General features: G+C 54.4%; 25 protein-coding genes. 19 read left to right on the top strand and 6 right to left on the bottom strand.

Going from position 1 to position 24163, the window contains the following annotated elements; genetic code table 11:
- The first annotated feature begins 62 nt into the window (after positions 1 to 62).
- Complete coding sequence (locus tag AC5DDB_RS08520; RefSeq protein ID WP_491739284.1) at positions 63 to 1304, top strand: TlpA disulfide reductase family protein; 1242 nt, start codon at positions 63 to 65, stop codon at positions 1302 to 1304.
- 52 nt (positions 1305 to 1356) lie between these two features.
- Here the strand turns inward: AC5DDB_RS08520 and AC5DDB_RS08515 are convergent, their stop codons facing one another.
- The gene (locus AC5DDB_RS08515; protein WP_491739283.1) at positions 1357 to 1602 is read right to left on the bottom strand and encodes a hypothetical protein; all 246 of its coding nucleotides are present in this window, start codon (positions 1600 to 1602) and stop codon (positions 1357 to 1359) included.
- Positions 1603 to 1905: 303 nt separating this feature from the next.
- Between AC5DDB_RS08515 and AC5DDB_RS08510 the strand changes: the two genes are divergently transcribed.
- Complete coding sequence (locus tag AC5DDB_RS08510) at positions 1906 to 3219, top strand: outer membrane protein assembly factor BamB family protein (RefSeq protein WP_491739282.1); 1314 nt, start codon at positions 1906 to 1908, stop codon at positions 3217 to 3219.
- Between the two features lie 180 nt (positions 3220 to 3399).
- A complete protein-coding gene (locus AC5DDB_RS08505; protein WP_491739281.1) occupies positions 3400 to 5145 on the top strand; it encodes a hypothetical protein in 1746 nt (581 codons plus the stop codon).
- A gap of 34 nt (positions 5146 to 5179) precedes the next feature.
- Here AC5DDB_RS08505 and AC5DDB_RS08500 read toward each other — a convergent pair whose 3' ends face one another.
- Positions 5180 to 5578, bottom strand: coding sequence for a hypothetical protein (locus tag AC5DDB_RS08500; protein WP_491739280.1), 399 nt, complete (start codon positions 5576 to 5578; stop codon positions 5180 to 5182).
- 150 nt (positions 5579 to 5728) lie between these two features.
- Between AC5DDB_RS08500 and AC5DDB_RS08495 the strand changes: the two genes are divergently transcribed.
- From AC5DDB_RS08495 to AC5DDB_RS08485, 3 genes are read left to right on the top strand one after another with little or no spacing between them, the layout of a single operon-like run.
- Positions 5729 to 6049: a hypothetical protein gene (locus AC5DDB_RS08495; RefSeq protein ID WP_491739279.1), complete on the top strand. Its 321-nt coding sequence runs from the start codon at positions 5729 to 5731 to the stop codon at positions 6047 to 6049.
- On the top strand, positions 6039 to 6329 hold the full coding sequence (locus AC5DDB_RS08490) for a hypothetical protein (RefSeq protein WP_491739278.1): 291 nt from the start codon (positions 6039 to 6041) through the stop codon (positions 6327 to 6329). The genes AC5DDB_RS08495 and AC5DDB_RS08490 overlap by 11 nt, the downstream gene beginning before the upstream one ends.
- Positions 6330 to 6387: 58 nt before the next feature.
- On the top strand, positions 6388 to 6654 hold the full coding sequence (locus AC5DDB_RS08485) for a hypothetical protein (protein ID WP_491739277.1): 267 nt from the start codon (positions 6388 to 6390) through the stop codon (positions 6652 to 6654).
- A gap of 68 nt (positions 6655 to 6722) precedes the next feature.
- Here AC5DDB_RS08485 and AC5DDB_RS08480 read toward each other — a convergent pair whose 3' ends face one another.
- A complete protein-coding gene (locus tag AC5DDB_RS08480) occupies positions 6723 to 7073 on the bottom strand; it encodes a hypothetical protein (protein WP_491739276.1) in 351 nt (116 codons plus the stop codon).
- A 635-nt stretch (positions 7074 to 7708) separates the two neighbouring features.
- Between AC5DDB_RS08480 and AC5DDB_RS08475 the strand changes: the two genes are divergently transcribed.
- The 3 genes from AC5DDB_RS08475 to AC5DDB_RS08465 are packed head-to-tail and all read left to right on the top strand — an operon-like array spanning position 7709 to position 10677.
- Complete coding sequence (locus tag AC5DDB_RS08475) at positions 7709 to 8203, top strand: RNA polymerase sigma factor (RefSeq protein ID WP_491739275.1); 495 nt, start codon at positions 7709 to 7711, stop codon at positions 8201 to 8203.
- The gene (locus AC5DDB_RS08470; protein WP_491739274.1) at positions 8181 to 8951 is read left to right on the top strand and encodes a hypothetical protein; all 771 of its coding nucleotides are present in this window, start codon (positions 8181 to 8183) and stop codon (positions 8949 to 8951) included. The genes AC5DDB_RS08475 and AC5DDB_RS08470 overlap by 23 nt, the downstream gene beginning before the upstream one ends.
- Positions 8952 to 8979: 28 nt before the next feature.
- Positions 8980 to 10677, top strand: coding sequence for a hypothetical protein (locus AC5DDB_RS08465; protein ID WP_491739273.1), 1698 nt, complete (start codon positions 8980 to 8982; stop codon positions 10675 to 10677).
- 134 nt (positions 10678 to 10811) lie between these two features.
- Here AC5DDB_RS08465 and AC5DDB_RS08460 read toward each other — a convergent pair whose 3' ends face one another.
- Positions 10812 to 12182 carry a type IV secretory system conjugative DNA transfer family protein gene (locus AC5DDB_RS08460; protein ID WP_491739272.1) on the bottom strand — a complete coding sequence of 457 codons (1371 nt, stop codon included), beginning with the start codon at positions 12180 to 12182 and terminating at the stop codon, positions 10812 to 10814.
- A gap of 562 nt (positions 12183 to 12744) precedes the next feature.
- Between AC5DDB_RS08460 and AC5DDB_RS08455 the strand changes: the two genes are divergently transcribed.
- The 3 genes from AC5DDB_RS08455 (at position 12745) to AC5DDB_RS08445 (ending at position 13591) form a co-directional block, all read left to right on the top strand.
- On the top strand, positions 12745 to 12882 hold the full coding sequence (locus tag AC5DDB_RS08455) for a hypothetical protein (protein ID WP_491739271.1): 138 nt from the start codon (positions 12745 to 12747) through the stop codon (positions 12880 to 12882).
- Positions 12883 to 12980: 98 nt separating this feature from the next.
- Positions 12981 to 13232, top strand: a complete 252-nt coding sequence (locus tag AC5DDB_RS08450; protein WP_491739270.1) for a hypothetical protein — start codon at positions 12981 to 12983, stop codon at positions 13230 to 13232.
- Positions 13229 to 13591: a hypothetical protein gene (locus tag AC5DDB_RS08445; protein WP_491739269.1), complete on the top strand. Its 363-nt coding sequence runs from the start codon at positions 13229 to 13231 to the stop codon at positions 13589 to 13591. The genes AC5DDB_RS08450 and AC5DDB_RS08445 overlap by 4 nt, the downstream gene beginning before the upstream one ends.
- 16 nt (positions 13592 to 13607) lie before the next feature.
- Here the strand turns inward: AC5DDB_RS08445 and AC5DDB_RS08440 are convergent, their stop codons facing one another.
- Both AC5DDB_RS08440 and AC5DDB_RS08435 read right to left on the bottom strand, forming a co-directional pair.
- The gene (locus AC5DDB_RS08440) at positions 13608 to 14021 is read right to left on the bottom strand and encodes an SseB family protein (RefSeq protein WP_491739268.1); all 414 of its coding nucleotides are present in this window, start codon (positions 14019 to 14021) and stop codon (positions 13608 to 13610) included.
- Between the two features lie 102 nt (positions 14022 to 14123).
- Entirely contained in the window at positions 14124 to 14609 is a 486-nt protein-coding gene (locus tag AC5DDB_RS08435) for a hypothetical protein (RefSeq protein ID WP_491739267.1), read from the bottom strand.
- A gap of 336 nt (positions 14610 to 14945) precedes the next feature.
- On the opposite strand from AC5DDB_RS08435, the gene AC5DDB_RS08430 reads away from it, so the two are divergent.
- The 7 genes from AC5DDB_RS08430 to AC5DDB_RS08400 all read left to right on the top strand — a co-directional run bounded on the left by AC5DDB_RS08430 (position 14946) and on the right by AC5DDB_RS08400 (position 24140).
- Positions 14946 to 16583 (top strand): hypothetical protein, encoded by a 1638-nt coding sequence (locus AC5DDB_RS08430; protein WP_491739266.1) that lies wholly within the window; start codon positions 14946 to 14948, stop codon positions 16581 to 16583.
- A 370-nt stretch (positions 16584 to 16953) separates the two neighbouring features.
- On the top strand, positions 16954 to 18246 hold the full coding sequence (locus AC5DDB_RS08425) for a putative sugar nucleotidyl transferase (RefSeq protein ID WP_491739265.1): 1293 nt from the start codon (positions 16954 to 16956) through the stop codon (positions 18244 to 18246).
- A gap of 300 nt (positions 18247 to 18546) precedes the next feature.
- Positions 18547 to 20283 carry a hypothetical protein gene (locus AC5DDB_RS08420; RefSeq protein WP_491739264.1) on the top strand — a complete coding sequence of 579 codons (1737 nt, stop codon included), beginning with the start codon at positions 18547 to 18549 and terminating at the stop codon, positions 20281 to 20283.
- A 329-nt stretch (positions 20284 to 20612) separates the two neighbouring features.
- Complete coding sequence (locus tag AC5DDB_RS08415) at positions 20613 to 21425, top strand: PRC-barrel domain-containing protein (RefSeq protein WP_491739263.1); 813 nt, start codon at positions 20613 to 20615, stop codon at positions 21423 to 21425.
- A 188-nt stretch (positions 21426 to 21613) separates the two neighbouring features.
- Positions 21614 to 22255: a hypothetical protein gene (locus AC5DDB_RS08410; RefSeq protein ID WP_491739262.1), complete on the top strand. Its 642-nt coding sequence runs from the start codon at positions 21614 to 21616 to the stop codon at positions 22253 to 22255.
- Positions 22252 to 23409 carry an AAA family ATPase gene (locus AC5DDB_RS08405; protein ID WP_491739261.1) on the top strand — a complete coding sequence of 386 codons (1158 nt, stop codon included), beginning with the start codon at positions 22252 to 22254 and terminating at the stop codon, positions 23407 to 23409. The genes AC5DDB_RS08410 and AC5DDB_RS08405 overlap by 4 nt, the downstream gene beginning before the upstream one ends.
- Positions 23388 to 24140 (top strand): hypothetical protein, encoded by a 753-nt coding sequence (locus AC5DDB_RS08400; RefSeq protein WP_491739260.1) that lies wholly within the window; start codon positions 23388 to 23390, stop codon positions 24138 to 24140. Before AC5DDB_RS08405 ends, AC5DDB_RS08400 begins: the two co-directional genes overlap by 22 nt.
- The last annotated feature ends 23 nt before the right edge of the window (positions 24141 to 24163 follow it).

Raw genomic sequence — 24163 nt, 5'->3', positions numbered from 1 at the left:
AATCACGCTGTCTTCGGGTGACCATCGCTTGCGTTCGCAAGAGCGGGCCGTCAGAGTAACACTTGAAGGATCGTCGCGCGATGATTGGGGCCGGGTTGCGTTTGTTCGCAACTCCCGTCGGCCAGTTTGCCGTCATACGCACGATTCATGAACGGATACTCACACCCGAGGAAAACGGCATGCCATTTCGAATCTCGCCGCTCGTGCTCGCGATTTTGTGTTTCGTCTCATTTTCCAGCTGCGAGAAGCAAACCGAGGTCCAGCAAGACGATCAAACTGCGGAAACAGATCAACAACCAGAAACGTCCGACGACGAATCGGAACTCACCGAAGAACAAAAAGCCATTCAAAAGATCTTCCTGCAAGCCGGGAAAGACTTTGAAGCTGGTCGTGTGGATGATGCCATTGCTCAAATCAAGAAGGCGCAGGCCGCTGCCCCGGATGATCTCAACGTGCAGATGGCCGCCGCTGTTTCGATGACGCAAATCTCTTCCACGCTTGGCGGAGACGAACTCGAATCGGCCAAGAGTTTGGTTGCTTCAGTCGAAGAGATCATCGAAGAGTTGAATTCCGACGAAACGATCCAAGCCAACACGGAACCTCTGGTCACTCGTTTGACCTTCGAGAAAGCCCGGATCACCGCAGAAGAAGGCCAGACGGAGAAGGCTCTCGATTTACTCGAAGAGTCCATGAAGCGAGGTTTTCAGCAACTCGCGTTAGTTGAGGGAATGAAAGCGTTTGACGCGGTGCGGGAAACGGAACGCTACAACGAGCTGGCGAAAACCGCCGGGCTTAGAGGCTTTCCGTTCGATTTCACATTGCCATCCGCCTTGGATGACAGCACGATTTCGCTGAAAGACCATGCTGGCAAAGTGGTCATTGTGGATATTTGGGGCACATGGTGTCCGCCGTGTCGTGCGGAAGTCCCGCACTTCGTCGACTTGCAGTTCAAGTACGAAGACCAAGGTCTGCAAGTGATTGGCATCAACTACGAGCAGATGCCCAAAGACGAGTGGAAGCCGCACATCCAGAAATTCGCCGACGCCTACAACGTGAATTATCTATTGGCACTCGGCGATGACGCCACGCAGGACAAAGTGCCCGATTTAGAATTCTTCCCTACGACGTTGTTCATCGACCGGGAAGGCGAAGTCCGGCTGAAATTGGTTGGTGGTGCTTCCTTTGAAAAGTTGGACTCGATCGTCAAGAATTTGATCGACGAGAAGAAACCGGACAACGCGACTCCAAAGGAATCGGCGGAAACTCCAGCCAAAGCCGATGGTCCCGCCGTTGCCGAAGATTAGAAGTCGTGTTAGCGGTCGGGCACTCCCAGCCAGTACGAACCACGAAAACGGTCTACGTCGTCAGTCGTTCTTGGTATAAGCGTTCGATGTCGTCGACCGTCACGGTGATCTCCCGGATAAACCCGGTGTGCGATCGTTCGTAGAGAATGTTCGAAGCTTCTTGTGGAGTTCGATGCACCGCTTCTGTGAGCCAACGCCGATCTTCCGGCGAAAGTTCGCCGATGTCGTCCGCCCACCGCGTGCGGGTTTCCATCACCAGGGACTCTAACCGTGGGTCGTATTTCTGCAGGTTTGCCATGACTTTGTGTGTTTCCAGGGAGTAAGGACCGACATCGTCTCAACCTGTAGTTCATGATATCGGACCACGCCAAAATTCCCAGCGTCACGGAATAGGCGGACGGTCAAGATCGAAATGCAGATCGCCGGATGATTCGGGTTTTGACGAGTGCCCACTGACTCCTTGTGCACATATGTGAACAAAAACCCGTTTGGCCTTTCACACGAGATTCGTTGCGAGGTCGGCGTATTGTCTCTGGGCGTTCCGCAACGTACACTCTCACCGTTATATTGTGAGCGTTTTCACGGAAAAGGATGACGTGTCATGTTGAGTCGTGGTTTGATGTTTTTGGCCGTTTGTGGTTTGGGGTTCGGATGCGCAGATGGCATTCCGGCGGAGATCCCCGAACCGGAAACCCAAACATTTGCCGAACCCGAAGCTGCCCCCCTCGACCCGCCCGAAGGCGATTGGTGGTGGTGGCGTGGTCCGACCCGCAATGGTAAAGCCGCCGCCGGGCAAACCATTCCCACCAGCTGGAGCAGAACCGATAACGTCGTCTGGAAAGTCAACGTGCCCGGTCGTGGCCACTCATCGCCCACGGTTGTCGGTTCGCTCGTCGTGATGGCCACCGCAGATGAGTCCGCACAAACACAATCGGTCGTCGCATTCGACCGGGAAACCGGTAAACGAAAATGGATGACCGAACTTAGCCAAGGCGGATTCCCCAAGACACACCCAAAAAACACGCATGCTTCGACAACCGTCGCCAGTGACGGAAAGTACCTCTTCGCGGTCTTCCATCACCACGACGAACTCACGCTGCACGCTCTTGATTTCGAAGGTCACGAGGTCTGGAAACGCGATATCGGTCGGTATGCACCGCGTCGTTACGAGTACGGTTACGCCCCGTCGCCATTGTTGATGGGCTCGTTGATCGTGATTGCCGCCGATTATGAAGAAGGCGGATACATCGCTGCCTTCGATCGCAAAACCGGCGAGCCGACTTGGAAAACCGAACGCCCGGCGAAACTGAGCTTCTCGTCGCCGGTGCTTGCCGACGTGGGCGGCAAAGAGCAGATTTTCCTCAGTGGTTGTGAAATCGTCGCTTCTTACGATCCTAAAACCGGTCAACAGAATTGGGCTGTTCCCGGCACCACAATGGCCACCTGCGGCACGATGGTCTGGGACGGAGACGCCGTCATCGCCAGTGGGGGTTATCCGAAATCGGAAACGATCTGCGTGAAAGCTGACGGCTCCAAGCAGGTGCTGTGGACCAACAATCAGAAGTGTTATGAACAATCCATGATGGCTCATGAAGGTTACGTGTACGCACTCACCGACAAAGGTGTCGCGTATTGTTGGCGGGTGTCCGATGGCGAAGAACTCTGGCGCGAACGCCTCTCAGGACCGGTGTCCGCCTCTCCCGTGCTCGTTGGCGACAAAATCTACCAAGCCAACGAAAAAGGTGAAATGTTTATCTTCAAGGCCAACCCAAGTCAGTACGAAGAAGTCGCCCGTGTGACGCTCGGCGATGAATCCTTCGCCTCCCCCGCCGTCTGCGGCAACCGCCTCTACTTAAGAGTCGCCCACAACGAACGCGGCAAACGCCAAGAAGTCCTGTACTGCATCGGACAGTAGGACGATTCACTGACAATTGCCTGTAATTTCGAAATCGACAGCTGCGATTGTCGGTTTATCGTTGCGCACTCAGAAATGCGTGTTGAACTGCCGCACCGTTCTACGTTTGCCTGAGAAGGGTGTTTAACACGATAGCAATTCAACTCACACCCCTCAGTACTTGGTCGAAGAAAGACTTTGATGGCATGGGGTGATGTGGTGGAAGAGTTTCACCAGCCAGATGAGCGACGAGCCAGAGGCGCTCGATATATACATGCTGCTTGGAACGGGCTTCGTTTCCTATATACGAATAATCCGTTCTATCTTCTCAGCACGGCATTTGTGTTACACGGCAGTGCTCGATGGATGCAGAATCCACACGGGTATGATGCTTGGCTCCTCATCGGACTCGTCGGCGCGTATGTGCTTATGATGGCGGTGACAGCCATTGTGATTGTTCGTGCCGGTGGTGTCTGGGAAGACGCGCGGACAATCTTGTTCCTCGTGCCGGTCTTGCTGGTCGAACTGTCGTTGACGTTAGACAGTCTCATCTTGAGTGACAAATCACTCGGCCCTTCGCTAAGCATTGCTGGCTTCGTATTCGCATGGGTCGTCTGTGAAGTCCTTCTGCGAGGACTTCGAGTTCGGTTCCCCATTCATTTTAGCGGGCCGCTGTCTCTATTCTTGGTGCTGCTATTCTTGTACCCGCAAGCAATTGTCACGGCCATTTACGCGGGTCAAGTTTCCACCGCGCATTGGTCGATCTTTGGTTTCTCCTGGGCGTCCGCTTTCGTGGCCTTGTCGCTTGTTCCTGCGGTGAGACGGGGCCGAGACTTGATCACGAATAACGGAACGCCGTGGCAGTGGCCTTGGTTCCCTTGGAGTTTGATGGTGGTGTGTTTGGTGGGACTGGGTGTGCGCGGCTACTCACTCTGCTTGTCCTTCGATCCCGCTCTCTCACTCAACTTCAACGAGGCAATGCAGCTATCCAGCATTTGGACACCGGGTTTTCTCAGTCCTCTTGTCCTTGCGGCAAGTGTGCTTCTCCTGGAATTCGGGTTGGCCGAGAAAAACCACCGTGTCCAGATTTCCGCGTTAGCCGGTCCGATGATGAGCGTGCTATTGGCGTTGCCTTGGTCGACCTCGTCAAGTCTCGCAAATCAATTTCGGCATGAGTTAACTGCCCAACTGGGTTCTCCCTACGCCCTGATGCTAGTCATGTCTGTCGCATTCTACGGAGTCGCTTGGTGGCGGAACGTGCGATGGGCAGAGCCACTGTTCATCATCTGTCTGTTTCTCATGATCGGCATCCCAGCCGAGAACATGGACGCGCCACTTCTTCATAGTCTCCACAAATTCAAGTGGGTGTTGGCACCCAGCGTGCTGATTGCTGCCGGACTTTGGAAGTGTGATTCGCGACGTCTCTTTGCTGGGACGATGGTACTCATCCCGATTTTGGACTGGGCAATGTTGTCCTACGTGCCTGGTTGGGTCCGCGGCTTCGTTTGGACTCAATTTGTTGGTTTGAGCGTGTTCTCCATTGGTCGTCATGTGGCCGACTCTTTCGGAGCACGCCTCCGCCGTGCTGCTGCACTTCTCCTGGCGATTGATATTGTCACGGCCCTGCTGTTGGCCGTGGATTCACCCCCGGCAATACAAAGCTGGGCATTCGCCGCTTATGCCACGCTCCTCGTGCTGCTTGTATTTGTTGCAGCCTATTCGATGCGAAATATGCTGTATTTCGCCATCGGAGTTGGCGGCGTCATTGCGGTAGCGAGCGAACGAATCAAATCTCTGTTTGACTTGCTATCTCAAACCCATCGTGATGCCAACTCGTTTCTAGCAGCCGCGATACTCTTCTTAATCGCCGTTGGAGTCAGTACTGCCAAAGCCGGCTGGGGTAAAAGATTGTCCGTTCTGTTACCAACACCAAAATCAAACCCATAGCGATGTTGTTGGCACAGTTTCGCAAGATTCGAGGTCACTCGGTTGATGCCCCTTTGAAGTCGGGGCCGTAGCGGCGGACAGACCAAATTGCGGCAATTGCGTTGACGATCAACAAGCCGACAAAAATCGCAGCAAACGTACTCTGGAATGCGACGGCGTAACCCATGGCTAGGACGAGCAGCACGGCGACGACGATCAGGGAAATCTGACTTGCTTTGATCGAGAACAAAGAGGCGAATAGTAAGAGAACTCCGTGCACTCCGGCGAGCGCAAGCATTGACTCGCTCGGCTTGATGTTGGCCTTGGCGAGTTCATCAGGGGCAATGAATGCAACGGCGACAAAGCCCAGCATGAAACAAGCAAACACGCACCACAACAGGACCGAGCGGCGAAGAGTTACGGCTGCTTTAGCGGCGGCGTCAGGGTTGTTCATGTTTTGTTCTCCGTGGGAGCAAGAGCCGGGATGACTCAAGACTCGTTCGTGTGGGCAATACTAGCAAATCCTCAAACCTCAATGAACTGTTGTTTGGCAAACTGGTTTCACGTTTCACTTTTTGGCGACCTCAAGAAAAAGAGGAACAGCATGCCGAGTGAGTTGCGGTTTACGGAGTGGTTCAATGCGTTTGAAGCGGTGTTATGGATGGGGATCGCGGGGTTGATTCTTTGGCGGGGTGCGGAGTTGACTTCACTCTCGCGGCGGGTGCGGTGGGTTTGGGCGGCTTCGTTTTTTCTGTTCGGTATGTCGGACGTCGTCGAGTTCTGCACCGGTGCCTGGTGGCAACCGCCCGCGCTCATTGTGTTCAAAGCTGTGTGCGTGTTCGGCATCGTCTTCTGTGGGATGCAGTTGCGGACACCGAACACCGCCCCTGAACCGGATGACACGGAGGGTGGGCATGCCGCGTAAGAAGTCTAAGCCCTCCTTACTCTTGCCCGTCGAGATTTTTAATGGGGGTCTGCTCTTTTGCTATGTGCTCCTGTTTGTCGTTGGTTCGATCGAGATGTGGACCGGTTTGATCGGATGCAATCCGGCACTGGTCGAACATGGCTTTCAGTTGGCAACGATGCCGTTGATGTTCGGCATTGGATTTTGTGCGATTTTCGTGTTCTTCGGTGTCTGTTATCTATTGGATCAATCGATTCGGTGGGCCTACCGTTGGTTCCGTGACCAGTTTTTGGGTCGATAAGACATCAGTGACCGCAATAGCACTGGCGGAGCCAGTGGCACCCGAGCGGAGAACGGGTATGCCGCGAAAAATTCTTGAACGACTTCTGTGGCATTTTTTGAACTATGGCTTTTTCTTCTTGTACCTTTTCTTTGCGGTCGCTGGATTGTGTGCGGCGTGGATCGGTTGGGTTCGCTGCGATATGAAGCTTGCCGAGCAAGCACTCAAGGCGACTCACCCGTTTTTGCTTCTCTGTACCGTATTTGTCGGAATAGGAGTGTTCGCAGCGGTTGGAACCGTCGTCGATTGGCTGGTTCGGTGGGGGTGGAAGAGGTACCGGCAATAGCTTTCGAGATTCCAAGAAATAAGAACCCGCAATTGCACTGGCAAAGCCAGTGGCACCCCGCGATGACTTCACAGATTGGTGTTCTGATCAGAAACCGAATCCAACCACGTGCGACCATTCGGAATCAAGATGTGGGATTGAACAATGTGAGCCTGAAAATCAAGGACCAAATCGTTCCGATGACGTTCCCGGATGGCACCGTTGTACTTCCACACCAAACCCGTTTCGAGTTCGATATTTAACTGAAAATCTAGAGTCGCACCTTCATGACTCGGATAAAACAACTCGGCGTTTCGGGCATGACGTACAAAAGAAGCAATATCTTGAGTATCTTGAACCGACTCGGGTGGTTGGTCGTCGATCCGGATTCGGATGGCAACAATATCTTGAGCGGAGAGCGAGCGGATTCGGGTACGCATCGTTTCTTCAGATTGGAATTGAGGCATCAATTGAAAAATCGAAATTCCAGCGAAAATCCCACCGCCGAAGAAACACACGAATATAAAGTGTCCTGATGTATTTGGTCTTCGTTCTGGATCGGCTATTTGCCACCACACTCCCGGAATCATCCCAATGAGCGCCCCAGTGGCGCCGCCACACCAAAGTTTGAAAAACCAGAATATGTGGGGGAAGGCTGCATGCCAAGTGAGAGTTGCAGCAATCACGCCGATGGCAATGCAAAACAAAATCCGCCAATGGTGGCGGACATAGATGCCACCGGCTGATTTAGACCAATCTAGGTCACGCAACATGGCAATTGAGTTCGAAAAACTGGTAGTGCACGGACAGACGTTTATTCGCAACCCATATGAACTAAAAATCACGTGTCACCGAGTCTATTCTCTGAACGATGCGTTGTCATCCTCGGACGTTTATTCGCCGCCGGTTCCAAAATCGTTGACACCTCCCGGTTTCGGGCGGGGTATACTCTCGGACGGCTGAGGAAATTTCTTCCCAGCGGTCGGACGACAACAAGCTCCGCGGCTTGGGGTTCATTGTGAGTGTGGATGATACCGTTCTGGTTGAGCGTTGCCTGCAAGGAAACGAGGAGGGATTGCGCTCATTGGTTCAGCGGTATCAGGGGGCCGTCTTTGGATTGTGTTTTCGGATGCTGGGGCATCGCGAGGACGCGGAAGATGTCGCGCAAGACGTATTTGTGCGGATGTATCGCAGTTTGCACCGCTGGGATGCGACGAGGCCGTTCCGTCCGTGGTTACTGACGATCGCCGCGAACCGCTGTCGAACGGCGTTAGAGAAACGCTCTCGCAGGCCAAGGCCAACGGAAATCGTGGAACACATCGCCGAAACTGATTCGCCACAAACCGAATTGGCGGAGGAGCTGCAACAGGCACTTGGCCAATTGCGTGAGGAATATCGAGAATGTGTGATCTTGTTTCACCACCAGGAATTGAGTTTGACCGAAGTGGCGGAGATTTTAGGATGTCCGCCGGGAACTGTGAAAACGTGGCTGCATCGTGCCCGGAAGGAGTTGGCCGATCATCTGCAGCGACGAGGAGTGGCCCCTCATGCCTGTCATGAATTGCCCTGAATTTCATTCTGCGTTAGATCGACTTGTCGAGCAGCATACCTCGCTTGATCGGTTGAGCGATCCGCTACGTCAACACGCCGACCGCTGTGATGGTTGTCGACACTATTGGCAGACGCAAGTCATGTTGAACGGTGCGATTCACCACTGGCGAACCGACACGCCGGAAGTCGATTTGACGGATGTGGTCCTCTCGCGTGTGGCGGAAGAAGCCGACGGGCACTCACCACTGGCTGCCGTTGCGTCTCCGTCGAAACCCCGTCGGATGGCCGGGTTCGCGTGGCCGCTGGTGGCGTGTTTGTGCGTGTTGGGCGTGGGAATCGGTTGGATGGTTGCCCATCGAAGCGGCGATGATTCGAACAACACGCCGCGTCTCGCTGAGGAAACCGATCCATCACCGATTGAAACCGAATCGCCCGCCACGCGGCTCGAACCGCAACACTCGGAAACACGTCGACAAGAGTTGGTGGCAGTCGTCGATGATGCCGGCTCCGCGTATCAGACATTGGTCAACGACACGACGGAAACACTCGGCGATTTCAAGTTGCTCGTTACTGCGTGGGTGCCGTCTTCATCGGCGAACACCGACACTGGCGCGGTGGAACTGCCAACCGAGGCGGAGTCGTCTTGGCTGGATGAATTGCGGGACTTGGAGGGCGTGAAACAAGGACTGGTGCCGGTTGGTCGGGATATCCGTCGTCCGTGGGAGTTCTTGCGAGATGCGTTGCCGACAACGTCTAATCTCCTTTGATGGGGTCTCTCTTTTGAGGTCGAAACTCATGAACCGTTCTCTGCATACCCGTCTGGCTTCGTTCGGTCTGACAATTGGTCTGATCGTGTCGATGTTGGTTCACTCCGCGTTGGCGGCGGAGATGGATTTGTTGCGGTTGGTGCGTCCGGAAGTCGGGTTGTGTGTGTCGGCTTCGGGTTGGAATCCCGGAGTGAAACAACCGAACGCATGGTTCCAACGGGTCAAGGAATCGCCGTTGTATCGTGGTTGGCAGGCCAGTCGGGATTACCAGAAACTTCGCCGTTCGATCGCCAAATTGGAAGGCCGACTCGGGCAACCGGCTTGGGGATTTCTACGGGACATGACGGCCGGCGGTGTCGTGCTCGCGGTGTATCCGCGTTTGGAATCGGAGCCGGTCAGCGTGCTCCTCATGCAAGCCGACGATGCCACCACGATGGAGACCGGCATCAACTTGTGGAACGAGATGGAACACGCCGTCCTCGAAACCGAAATGGTGGGCAACGAGTTGTACATTCGGCGAACCACATCGAAATCCGCTGACAACAACGTCGTGCAGTTTTATGCTCATCGTGGAGCGTTATTTGTGCTGACCGATGATGAATCGACACTGCGAACCACTTTGGAAGCCAGTGCGAAGGCGGAAAATGAGAATCTCACCGCGGCGGGGTGGTTTCAAACCGGACAGGCAGCATTGCCACCGGATTGCGGAGTGAAGGCGTATTTCAATCCGCGAGCCTGGGACGCGGCCGTCCAACTGCCGGAACGTCCGAAGTTCGGCGAACGGCAAATTTTCAAACTTTGGAACGAGTGCGAATCGGTCGTGCTAGGCCTCAAGGTTCAACGGGGCGTTTCGTTGGAAGGCGTGGCATCGTTCGATTTCGCAAAGACGAACAAGCCGATTGAACAAGAGCCGAACAGTGTCTCGGCTTTCCGTCGACATCTTCCGGAAGATGCGTGGTTCGTCTACACCGGCAAATTGAATCTCGTCGATTGCTTGCACGCGTTGCGAATGGAGTTGCCGGAGAAAGATCGGCGGGAGTTCGACAACTTGCGACAGATCGGTCGCGGTTTCTTTCTTGGGCACGATTTGCTGGATGACGTGCTGACTGCGTTGGGGCCGAACTTCGCGTGCTACGTGACCCCGCGTGCGGATATGGAGGACAATGTTCCGCCGATCAATGGGGTGTTCGCGTTGGAGTTTCGTACTCTCGCGGAGCCGAAGGAGAACGCCATTCCGATCAAGACCGCCGTCGATCGCGGATTGCAAACTGGCTGGGGAATCTTGGCGGCTTTGGTTGATCCGTCGTCCCGACTGCGAATCGAGAACGATCTTTGTTGGATCGATTCGTTCGGTCCCTGGCAGCCGGCGTTCTTGGTGACGGACGAGTTCTTGATTCTCGCCACCGCTCCCGATGCCATTCGGAAGTTTGTCGACGCCGAAGCCCAAGATAACCCGCCGAAAGCCGTTGTCGGGTTGCCAGCAAGATCGACAGCGGATCAGCAAATCCTAGTGAACTTGCATGCTGTCCGGTCGTTCCTGGCGAATCACGAGAACGTATTCGTGCAGCGGATTGCCGCCAACTCGCCATTGTCCGCCGAGGAAATCGGACGCCGTTTGCGACGCGCCCTGGCGGCATCTGAAGTGTTCGACGCCTTGTTCATGACCGTCGATTTGAAAGCCGACCAACTCCGTGTGACCATCGGCGGTGCGGTGGATTCTGAGTGATTGCAGCGTCAATTTGGATGAAGCGAGGATGGAAGATTGAGGATGGCGGGCCGCTTGGGTAGACGGTTCGCCTTCTTCATGCTTGTAATGGCCTAAGAGCGGGCTTGTGGTAATGGCTCGCTCGCATTAACTATCTAACGTAGTCCCGGATCGGGGCCGCTGGATTTCTTGTCGCGTTCTCGGCTGGCGAGGAGTGCGAAGCGTTCGTTGAGTTCGAATTGGCTGGCAAAGACCGGATCGTTCAGGTAATCCGGTCGGCGACACCGCTGGCAACCATGCCCCTGCATGAACACAAAACCGTCTTGCGGATCGAGTTCTTGCAATTCTTCGGGGTCCCGATTCAGCACTTCGCTCCATTCCCGTGCCATCAAATGGTTGGCAACTCCAAACGTTTGCAACACTGCCGAGTTATTGATAACGGTTTGCCAATCGTCCGGGTACAAGCTACGAAGTTGGCTGAGATCCTGCCAAAACGACCAAATCTGCAAGCCATACCCTCGTAGCAGTGTGATGGCCTGTTTCAATGCCGGTAGCGAACCAAGTTGGGCACATTCATCGAGTAGAAACAACGTGCGTTGTCGCGGGATTTGTCGACGACTGATAATCGCCGTCAGAAGCGTGCTCACCCACAACCGTAACAACGCCCGGTGGCTATCGAGTTTCTCGGGCGGGATCACGATGTAAATGCTGATCGGTTTGCCATCGACAACGTCTTGCAGGTCGAAACTACTGGTGCCGAGTGTTTCCGAGACTTCCGTGCTACCGAGAACTTTCACGTAAGTCGATGCCGTCGACCGCACGGATGGCCGGGTACGTTCGGACGGATGGGCCAAGTACGCGACCATTTCGTCGCGGGCCATCTTGTTGGTGACTTCGTCTTTATCGAGCATCACGGCGATGGCGTAGTCCATGTCGTCGTGATAGATGTAGCTGCGGAGTTTGTTGAGTGTGCGTTCTTCTTTCGGAACGGCGGTCGCGATGTGAGCGATCAAACCGGCCATCAATGCCGACGCGGAGTCGCTCCAAAAGGGATCGTCCCGAAAATGATGCCCGACACTTAGTAAACTGGCGAGCATCTCGGCATCGCAGTCGAGGATGGACTTATCCAGATCGAAAATGTCCATCGGATTGAGCTGGTCACTTTTGTCGGTCACGATGTGGAACGGATCGAGCACGACGACCCGCTGACCAAGTTCTTGACGACGCCGCGCGGTGACTTGGTAATTCTCGCCCTTCGGGTCGACGGTAATGGTCGGCCCTTTGTAGTGCAGCAGGTTCGGAATAATCACTCCGCGACCTTTGCCAGCACCGGTCGGTGCGACGGTCATCAGGTGACTATCGCCATTGTAAAGGAATGGACGACTCGCGGACCGACGCACACGTTTCGCCTGTGGTGCGAAGCCGAACGGCGAATGCACGGCATCTTCGGCATCCCAGCCTAGCAATAATTCTGACTCATGCCCTTGAAGAACGTGGTTCTCCGCGAGCGTCCTATCCGTCGTCATGCCAATATCTCCGAGGGAACCGAGGTTCAATCCGGAAGGTTGAGGGAGCGTTCCATCCGCACCTTAATCCTACAAACCCGGCAAGCGGGGGAAAGTCTGAAATGGGGGAATTCCTGATTCCGGTAAACTTCCCGAATTTCCGATTTTTCCGCCAAATTGATCTAGCGAAGTCTGAACAGGTGAGAACTACCACATTTTTCGCCCGTTCGCATCCAAGGAAGAAATGCCGGAACGCTCAGAGTCCTACCATCGCGAGTTCGTGTTTCGCATTCGGTGTCGAGACTCCGAAATCATCCCACTGGCGTTTTGAACATTTTTTCAGAACTTTGTGAACCGCAGCGGGTTGATTTGCGTATCTGTACTGCGAGAAAAGTGAGTGGGTGGATTCAACCAATCTTCGTCACCACGCGAGCTTTTCGAAAATATTTGTGTCGGGACCGTACAACGGTTTTTCCATGAACTTAGTGGTTGTCCACGCTTCGAAACGACACACCGGTGACGCCAGACGCGACACCTCCCACACCACGGACGGCTATTTCAGATTAGGAAGAAGTCAAAAACCATGTTTTTCGACCAAGAAATGTGGGCCATTCTCGGAGTTTCTGCATTCATCGGCGCTGCATTCTACCTAGGTGCCGCCATCCGCGTCGGCTTGATCCGTCCGCAAGAAACCGATTCCACATGTGATCCGCTGTCGTAGCCTGAACTGGATCCGGTGACGTCCGCCTGAAACAAGTGGCGTCCAATCCTGGACTGCGTATACTGGTATGTCGATGCGAGTCTCTTGGGAGAGCGAATATGGTATCTGAAGAAACGAAACGTGTTATCGCACGAGCCAAAGCAATCTACGCCCAACAACTGCAAGACACGCTTGAGGCTGAGCATCGCGATCATTTTGTGGCCATTGAGCCGGAATCGGGTGACTATTTCGTGGCGGACACCTTCGATGCGGCTGTGAAAGCGGCAAGATCGAAGCATCCGTCACGATTGTCTCACACTATTCAAATCGGCCATGCGGCGGCGTTCCATATCGGATTGATGGAACGATGATTGGACACGTCGATGACCAGCTTCGGGCGCTGGTTCCGATTAGCGTGGCAGCGAACGCCAGCGATGAACCAACCGAGATCCTGGCGTGGGTGGATACCGCATTCAACGGGAGTTTGGTCATTCCGAGAGCGAAGATTCAGGAATTGGGGTTAGTTCAAGAGTCGTCGGCAGAGGCCGTATTGGCGGATGGGAACATCGTTGAACTGGAAACGTACGGGTGTTTCTTCACATGGTTTAACGCGACATACGAAACACAAGTTGTTGTGAATGACAGCGAGTTTCCGTTGTTGGGCACCATGCTACTGGCAGGACGACGGTTGGAGATCGACTACCACAGGAAAACGGTAGCGATCGAGTAACGCCGTTGCATGACGTCTACTTGGCGTCCAATATTTCCGCAACCTCTTCGCCTGGAATTCCGGCCCACGAGGGAGGGTCGTCAACCATATTTTGGACGATGATGCCGTAATTAGTCTTTCGGGCCATTTTAAGAACAACGATGCCATCGAGTTCAAAGAAACGATCGTTTGGAAACTTCTGGATCATGGATGGGATATCGCACCACACCAACAGCATGGGACTTCCATCAGGCCCATTTGTTGTTGGCACCCCGATCTGATCGGTTTCGATCGTTGAATGCGTGTCACCATTTTGGACCAAACGATACCCGTCGGGCAAGCGAGCACCGACCTTCGAAGTGAGGAGCGCATTGTAAAAGTTGTTACGATTGTTGATGGTCGGGTCGTCGGCGATCCGTGTAATTAGTTGCCTTAAGTTCTGTTCGCCCATTGACTCGCTTTCCATGAAGTCCGCCACTAACTTTGTCAGCGCGATCCACGTGGAGCCAACAACTTCGGAGGTACTGGCAAAGCCGATGGCACCCGGCGGCTGTCATCTTTGTAGTGGATGCGAAGGAGCTGCCGCGATGGGACTGTTTGTTTCACGGATCCGCATTCCGTATCCGGACTGTGGTCCGGTCATAACCACCAGGTTGACCCACCATACGGTGTAGTTTTCTCCCTGAGATGGCACGAAGCTCGAAACAGGACTCAATTGTGTACCACGAGGCAAACGGCGCGTGCGAGCAATACGCTTGTAAATTGCCTGGATTTGATCGGACGCATCGAGATTCGGCAGCTGTGATTCAATGGCGTCTACGATTTCGTCCTCTGTAATCGGGGGCTCGTGTTTTCCCACCGGATGCTTATTGGCCATAGAATTGAAAGCCGCAACCGTCTCGTCCAGCGGAATCGAGGTATACCATTCGTATGGCTCGCGCCCAGCGACAATAACAACTACGAAGATCGCGACTGCCACGATTAAGGTCGCAATTTCAGATCGAAGACGTGACTTGCCTTGTCCGGGATGATCAGTCATCGGCTCGCCTCGTGGCAGAATGATGTTGATGTCTCAATTCAACCTGATAATAGTGTACGAAATAATCGTCGTTGATCTCAAGTTCGATACGGTTGCGGCGTAACGGTTCCTCGCGACACATCCGTGTCAATGGGAATAACCATTTCGACCGCAAGAATCGCAACAACCGCTACAGATTGCCAATTCGGTTGACCGATATAACCTGCAGGGTCTTGTGCCCTATTTGTGGCGCGGGATGTATCGGGTAGCGGATTTGGACGGTTCTTGAGCCGTCAGGGTCTTCTGCCAATTTGCGCGAACTCTGTCGATGTGCGCGAGCAAAGCAAGGATAGACTCATGCGGAGACAGCGCTGGACGGCTCTTCTGCTTTTAGCGGGACTGACATTTGGGGTCAGTCGCGTCGGTTGGGGACAGGGTTTCGCTCCCGGAGCTATTCCCCAGGGAGCACAACGCAGCCTGAACCCATTGGAACCGGACGGATCGGAGATCGAGACGTTCTTCAATCCGGATATGACCGGTCCTCAAATGGCTCCCGGATCAATGCCGCACCCTGGTGCGTATCCTCCGCCACCCGGTATGTACGGGGCCGGTGGACCGGGACCGATGGGGCCGATTCCCTCCAATAGCCCGATCATGGCGGGTCAAATGGGTGGACCGGGACCGGGTCCCGATAGCAATCCTTGGCCGAAGAATTCGTTCTTCGACTTCGACTTCCAACAACACATCAACAAAGATGGGTTGTGGTTTATGGAGCAAAAGGGCTGGGGACGAGACTACTTTGGCAATACCGAGGTGTTTTTCGCCCGCGTTCGGCAACCGAGCGATGCCATTGTCGGGAGCATTCCCGTCGCATTGAATCAGCCGTTCTTAGACCGAGGCAACGCCCGGTTCCCGGTGATCTCGTCGGATGCGATGTTCAATTACGTCCAGCAAACCGTCACCGCGAACGCGACGAATCCCGGTGAGGAAATTCGCGCAGACCCCATCTTGGTCAACGAACGTCGTGCCGGTCATGTGCCGATCGATCAGACTGATGAAGATTGTCCCGATGAGTACCCTTACGAACTCGGTGGTAAATTCCGCTGGGGTTGGGTCGAACCGGCCGGTCACGGGTTTGATATCGGTGGTTACTTCATCTCACAATCGAACTGGTCGTTCTCACGAGGGTTTGATCCGGTTTCGCCGTTCAACGGGCAAAACCTGGTCGTGACAACCGCTTTGGCTCTGAATGACGGTACCGATACCGGCACATTGGTTTCCTTCGACCGGTTTTTCGGGATTCAATTCGAGTCGCAGTCGGCGAGCGTCAACTCCACGTTCCGCATGACGCCGCTGTACAAGAATGACTGGATGAACATTAAACCGTTGGTCGGACTTCGCTACCTCTGGATTGGTGAAGCTTTCCAGATCGAAGGTCGTGACAGTGGTGGGACGGGAACGTTCGACGGAAGTGGACCGCTGCAAGTGGACACCTTCGTGGCCGGCGATCCCTACGAGTTGGCGATGCGGTCGGAAATCACGAGCCATCTGTTTGCTCCGGAAGCCGGTGTGAGTTTCGACATCGGTGGCGATAACTTCAAGATTCTCGGTCGCACTGCAGTCGGTTTGGCGGCGAACTTCGAGGAACTGGAACTTTCCGGCTACGGCGTGGGTGATCCCAGCACTAATTCCAACTACATTCAGAACCGACGCTTCAGTGAGAATCGTGATCACGTTCGACTGTCACCGATTGCCAGTGCGGAAGTGATTCTCGAAATGAATATCGTCCCTTACATCCCGCTGCTCAATCGAGTACGAATTCTGCGAGAAGCGAAGATTCAAGGGGGATACAACGTGCTGGCGGCTTACCAAGTTCACCGTCCGCAAAAGTCCATCGAGTACAATGCTCAACCGCTCACCCCGACGATTCGCGAAAACGACCGCGATCGCTGGTACCTCAGCGGTTACACCCTGGGTCTTCACTGGGACTTCTAGGAATAGGGTGTCGAGTGCGTCGCGTACGATTGTGCATTTGTCAGCGTTAACGGGTGTCACTGCTGGCTTGTCCAGCAGTATTTTTAGCGACTCCCGGACCGCTGGTTACTCGCACTGCTAGGCAAGTTAGCAGTGGCACACAACCTCAGTCTTTGTCGTCGTTTGTGTTCCTTGCAATCTGACAAATGCGAAATCGTACGCGACGCACCCTCCCATTCAAAACCCATTGTATCCGACCGAACCAAAAACCCGTCAGACCATCTGGCGGGTTTTTTGTTGGGCAACGTACGCCTCCTCAGCGGGCTTTTCCGATGAGCGCTTACCTATTATAGTTCCCGACCGCGAACCAATTCGGCAAGGAGGTCGAACCATGCGAATCGCATTTTATGAAGACGAGCACGTCAAAGGATTGACGCCCTTAACGCTCACACGACCAGCTTACGAGTTGTTGTGTGGACGATTTACCGTCCGGGAACGCTGGCAAGATCACTTTTCAACGGCGGCGGAAACGCCGGAATGGGCGGGGTTTGTCCGCTCGGAATTGGCAGCCGTCTGTCGAGAGCGAAACCCTGAGATCGTGATCAACGATCATATCGGTCTGCAATACGGAAGCACGCTGCTGGTTAACAGTCGTTGGATCGGTTCGCCGGACGACGCATTACAACTGAGCAGCGATGAAGTCGGGATGATCGATGGCGTCATCGTGGCTTTGCCGATCGAACCCGAAGAGGCGATTCTGCTCACCGAGGAAAACTTTCTCGAAGCCATTGTCGACCTTGCAAAACCTCGACGAAAACGCGAACTCACCGGCTGTATCGCAGGGCGACCTTGGGATTTGGTCACTCACAACAGCGACCGCTTGATCGCTGACTTCTCGCGAATCGATTTTGACAGCGGACGCGGTACACTCGGTCAGCAAGTTGCGATTATGGGACCTCGCGAAATGGTCTATGTCGACCGTTCGGCTGAGGTCCATCCGTTTGTGGTGCTCGATGCTCGCAACGGTCCAATTTCCATCGATGCGAACGCAATCGTACAACCGTTCACACGCATTGAAGGTCCTTGTCATATCGGTCGCGGATCACAACTCTTCCGGGCTCACGTCAAAGATGGCAGCAGCATCGGGCCAATGTGTCGAGTGGGCGGTGAAGTCGAAGCGAGTATTTTCCACAGTTTTGTGAACAAGTACCACGACGGCTTCTTGGGACACAGCTACGTTTGCCCGTGGGTCAATCTTGGAGCGTTGACGTCCAACAGCGATTTGAAGAACGATTACTCCAACGTCAATGTGCCGATGATGGACGGCCTGATCGACACTGAAGAATACAAAGTCGGTTGTTTCATCGGCGATCATACCAAAGCGGCCATCGGAAGTTTGATCAACACGGGTTCGTCGATCGGCGTAATGTGCATGGTGTTACCCGGCGGTGAATTATTGCCCAAGCACGTGCCTTCGTTCGCCCGCATTTGGCACGGTGACTTGTGCGAAGGTTGGGAGATCAACCGTTCGCTGAAAACCGCCCGAATCGCCATGCAACGACGTGGCCAAGAATTGACCGGGGCCGAGGAACAGTTGCTCCGGCAAGTGGAACGTCAGACTTTCGCAGAACGCGAACGCGCAATAGCGCGGTGGGAAGCCAAAAAGGCCGGTGTAACAACTTAAACAGCCTTGTTTGGTAACGGAGTTTCAGTTCCGGAATGTTCGACTTTCAGAATCTGATTCCCTATGATTGCTGCGATCGAATACAACAGACGCTTGTGAGATCGAGACTTGCAACAAAGCAAACCGACGAAGCGGGCTCCAACTCGAATTCCAGACGGTTCGATGGCAACGAGGCTATCTGCCGAGTGGATCTTGAATTGGTCAGTGTCGGGGCTGCAGTGTGCAAGCCGCGTTGACATAACCGGTTATGTCAACCAATAACTACAAACTACGCCTTGGCAGGCACTCAGGGAGAATGCTGTGAACCAAGTTTGTTTCGGAGCGCGCCGAATTATTGTTGGCAGCAGCTTGGCGATTTGGATGTGTTTGGGGTCGGTCGCATTGGCCCAATGGCAACCTGGCCCGGCCCCTGAAGTGTATTTGATTCACAAGGGAGCCTCTGAAGTTCTCAGCGACTTGAAGGTCATTATGGGCCTGACTTCGCCATCGGAACTCAAACAGTACGAAAAGCTGCTCGACCATTTGGAACTGACGCTACCCGGGGTTGACCGTGATCGACCGTTGCGAATGGATCTCCTGCTCAAACAAAGCCCGTACCGCATGCGGACCTGGATCCCTGTCGCCAACGAGCGGGTCTTCTGGCGGAACAACCTCATGCCGAACGGGATCGGTCAGCAAGCCCAGATTATCCCGAACCGAGTCTACAAACTCAGTGGCAACGTGTACCCTTATTTCCTCTGGATTGAAAACGGGTTTGCCCAGTTCGTCGAAGTTCACACCAGTGTCGGCGGGCAGATTAAAACGGATTTCGTGCCGATCCGACCGGCCGGTCAAGGTGGCCCTGGCGATCCCATGACCGAGTTGGCCAGCGAAGGCTACGAGTTCGGTCTCAAAGGTCTCAACCAACCGGGCAACATCGAGGAGCGTGAGAAACTCTTCTTCGGTAGCGACGGTCACAAAGACAAGATCTTGGCCACTCACGTTAAACTGAAGACCGAGGACCAGGATCTTTATGACCTCAATCATTTGGCTATGTCGGTTCAGCTCGATGAGTTGGGGCGTATCTTCACCGAAGGTCAGGAACTGACCGCCAAAGGGCGTCTCGACGAGAACCGCAAAGTTAGTGAAGCGGACCTGAAACTCGTTGCCCTTCCCGGAACGGCGTTGCAAGCCTCGATCGAGAATATGGGTCGCATGGCGACCAAGTTCGCAACGATTCCACGGTCCGAGAAGCCGGTTCTTAGCTTGCGAATGAACGTGTTCCTCGACGAAATGCGGAAACGCGGTTACCTGACAATCCTCAACCAAGTTCGCAAAGTTGCGGTCAACCGCATCGAAACGAAGTCGCAACGCACCGCGACGCAGAAAGCCGCTTTGGTGACTGCAACCAATCAGATGTACGAGTTGGCCGAGAAGACCCTCGCCGACGGTGCAGCGATTGGCTTTATCGAGATGCAACCTGCTGGCGACTTCCACACGGTGGTTGCAGGGATGCAGGGCAAGAATGGAGACGATGCCCTGACGATCCTGAAAACGCTCCAAGGGGCCGGTCCTGATTTGAAAGTTCAATTTGACGTTGCGAAGATTGGCGACGTGGCGGTGCACTCGTATGAGCTGGATTCGTCCGTGCGAGAAACCTACCAAGCACTTCTGGGTGATAACACGATTTACGTCGGCACCGAAGCAAACGCTATTTGGCTAGCTGGCGGAACGAACGCGTTGGAAGCTTTGAAGACAGCGATCGGACAAGCCAAACCTTCACCGAATGGAACCGAAGAATTCCTGACAGTGACCGGTCGATTCGGGCCGTGGTTTGCTGCTCGTCAAAAGGTCCAAGGCGACAAGCTCGTCGAACCGTTCCGCACACAACATCGCCTCGCGGTGGAAGCTGCCGAACCTGGCGATGATCGTTTCAACCTGGTTCTTAGGAGAGACGGCAAGGACCTCACGGGAAAACTTTCTCTCGACAGTGGCGTCCTGCGTTGGGTCGGGAAATCGCTCGCGCATATGGCCAAAGAGCAAATCCCCGACAAATAACCGACGATCGTTTTTTGCGATTTCCTGTAAACTCTGACAGCTTGTCAACCAACATGATTGCTATTCAATCAACAATCATCGAATGCTCACGTGTTTCTCGGGCGAGATGATGGGGAACAACAGAGAACGTCAAGCCGATATTGTCAATAGTTTCTAAGAGGGTTGTCGACGTAAACCCTTATGCTGTTGAACAATAAAATAAAGACTCAAGTTAATCCCAGGTGACTGGTGACGACTTGAGTCTTTTTTTCGTTTTTCAAGATTCCTGGCATTGCGATTGCGTCTAGTCCTGGTGTTCGGAACAATTCCCTTTAACCAGGAGTCCCACTATGATGAAGATGATTTCAAGCCTGGCACTAGCTGCCCTCGTTGCAGCTCCATTGAGTACACAAGCTGAAGATACCAAACGCGCCGCCAAGACTGACCGCGGTGCGGTCCGTATGAGTTCGAACACCGTAATCGGCTCAGATGTGAACGACGCCAGTGGCGAAGCTATCGCCGACGTCAACACGATTATCCTCGACAACGAAGGCAACGCTCATTACCTCGTCCTAGGCGTGGGTGGACTCGCCGGTGTTGGTGAAACCGAAGTCGCTGTGCCGTACAAAGCTGTCAAAACCAATTGTGTGATGGAAGACGGCGAAAAGGTCTGCAAAATGACCTTGCCGATGTCTGCAGAACAACTCGAAAAAGCACCGGAACTCGAAGACGATCAATACGCCGAACTCACCGACAAAGGTTGGCGTGAACGGAACGCAAAGTTCTTCAACTCGGATGCCACCCAACTGACCAAGAACAACATGTTGGCTGTCAGTGAACTGACCAACCTTGACATCGTTGGGGCAGACAAAGAAGAAATCGGCGTGCTCGATGCTGTGATTCTGAACCCACAAACTCGCAAAGCGGAATTCGCTATCATTGGTTATGGTGGAACCTTGGGAATCGATAAGAGCTACACCGCAGTTCCTTTCAAAGCGATCAAGTTCGTGCGAACCACCGAAGGTGAGTTGCAAGCGTCGATGAACGCAACAGAAAAAACTCTGCAAGCTGCCTTGAAAGTGACCCCATCGAACTACAGCGAATTGGATCAAGCTAAAAATCGTGACCGCATCAAAGAGGCCTTCGGTCACGCTGACGAATAAGCCCAACTGTTACCTCGATTGACAACCTGATCACTCTGAACGGCTCATGGTTTTTCCATGAGCCGTTTTTCCTTTCACTCCCCGAGTGCGTCTCAAATCGAGGGAGTTCTTGCCGAACCGTTTTCTTTTGGTGGGTGTCTTGGCATAATGAACATGTGTTTTAGTTCATTGTCTTGTCGAGGTTCGTCATGGAGTTCGGGTCCATTGTGGACACGATGCTGGAAGAAGGTCGCGTGATCGTTACCGGTCCCCTTCCGCCCGAAGCCGTAACCGATGCGACGCCCGTCATCGAACAATTCGAAGCCCGCTATCGACTCAATTTCCCCGGCGAACCACCGCCACTCTCGATGGCTGTTGCCCTCTGGGCGGTCACACGGTTCTACCAAGCGTGCCAATACCTGATGTTCCGTGAGATCGATGCGGAAGTTGTCACCCGAGGACTCGCGATTGCATGCCCAGATGCGGAACCGGCGTCGGCTCATTATTCGGCCGATCTGGTGTTCCGTTTTCTTCCCGATCTCGACAAACGAGTGCGGGCAGCCAATGCGGAAGATGTGCTCGCAAGTTCGCTGCAAAACTTGGCGAACCGTTGGCCGTTGTCTTCGGTCGGAATGAAGAACGTGACCCCCACGCACATCGGCGAAATCTTCCAGCACCCCGGTCTGCGGATGTTGTACCGTGATCGGGTACTGTCGCGGGAAGATTGGCCACGCCTCGATCATGAACTGACACGCTCGCTTGTGGAAGAGGCCATTGGCGGGCATCCCGAATTGGCACCAGGGGCCGTCTCGGAACTTGCCGCTCGACTCAAGGAATCACCCACCCCATGACCGCTGTCCTCACCGACCAAAACCGCGAACACATTCGCCGGTTCAATGCCGACGTCTTGCAAACGCTCAAGGAGGCGTTTGTCGGGAAAGATGAAGTCATCGACTTGCTCGGCATCTGTCTGATCGGTGGCGAGAACCTATTTATTCTCGGCCCACCCGGAACCGCAAAAAGTGCCTTGGTGCAAGCGCTGGCCCGACGGCTCGATGGTCGCGTCTTCGACTATTTGCTCACGCGGTTTACGGAACCGAACGAACTGTTCGGGCCGTTCGATATCCGCAAACTTCGCGACGGCGAACTGGTTACGAACACCGAAGGCATGCTGCCCGAAGCGGCGTTCGTCTTCCTCGATGAACTGCTCAACGCCAACAGTGCGATCTTGAATAGCTTGTTGATGGTCCTCAACGAACGCGTGTTCCGTCGTGGACGCGAAACCCGCAAACTTCCCACGCTGATGGTCGTGGGTGCCAGCAACGGACTCCCCGAAGACGACGCCCTCGGCGCGTTGTTCGACCGATTTTTGCTTCGCGTCCGTTGTGACAACGTTTCGCAAGAACAATTGAACGACGTGCTTTCCGCCGGTTGGCGATTGGACACTGCAACATCCGCGAACACGTCTGCCGCGATGACTGTCGAGGAAATTCTCGGCTTACAATCGCTGATTTCACAAGCGGATTTTTCGCAGGTCCGTCCTGCGTATCTGGAGTTGGTGCATCGGCTGCGTCATGCGGGGATCGCGATTTCCGATCGACGGGCCGTCAAGCTGCAACGATTACTGGCGGCGAGTGCCCTGCTCTGCGGTCGGCTCAGTGTTTCACCGTCGGATTTGTGGATCCTCCGTCACATTTGGGACACGGAGGAACAACAAGACGTCATTGCCGCGATCGTGCAGGAAACCCTCGACCGCACCGAATTCGATGAGCAAACCCACACCCGTGCTCGGCAGACCGACACGCCACACGCGGAATCATTGGCCGCCGACCTCGATCGGTTGCAACACCGCATCGACGGTCAGGAACTCGATGCGACCAGCTTGGTGTACGTGAAAGATCAACTGGGCGTACTTCGTGGGCGTGTCCAATGGATTCCCGACGAACAACCGCGAACGTTCCTCGAACAGCGATTGGAGCAACTTTGGAATCGCCTGTCGGAGTAACGAACCCGAACACAATCGCCGTCCGTCTGCCGCTTGAAGATCGCGGGCAGTTAGGACCGGTACGAACACTCGCCGGGTTGGAAGCCTGCATCGTCGACGACTGGTTATGGCTGCGTCTGCACCAAGCGGACCTGCCACTACCTTTACAGAGTTTGCGACGTAGCCACATGTTTCGTGTGCTTGAAGACGGCGGACTCGTGCCCTTCGGTCGGCACGTTCCGGACGGTTATCTTCCCGACGGACCTTGGCAACCGCTCGCGAAACTGTGGTCGATCGAATGGCCTCTCGCTGCGATACCCGCCAAGACGCATAACCTTGTTACTCCTCAGCTGGTCCGTAGCGAAACGATCCGTAAACCCAACATACTGCAAACCCATCAAACCGAATGGACCGCTTACGCCGTCACCGCACCGCAAATTCGGCTCGACCGTTGGCACTTCGCGGTGTCTCGTGAAAACGAACCCCGCGTGTTGATCCGAGGCACACCGTTGCCACCGCTATCGGGCATGCGGTTCGTCGAAGAACACGGCATCGCGGTTCCCTGCGGTTGGCATTGGTCGCCTGCGGTCGATAGCGATGTGCTCCAGCAAGTCTTTGACGTCAAGCCGCCGGATTTCATCCTCTGGACTCCCGATGGACGCTGTGAACGCATCGCCGCCGAACATTTCGTACGAGCCACACGGTCCGCCGTGAGGCAATCGACCGCGGAATACCATGACGAGTATCTGTAGTCAGTGGCACCCGAATATTCAGT

This window comes from Thalassoroseus sp., from assembly GCF_984380535.1.
Note: the sequence above shows the minus strand (reverse complement) of the source record. Positions and strands in the feature narration are given on the sequence as shown.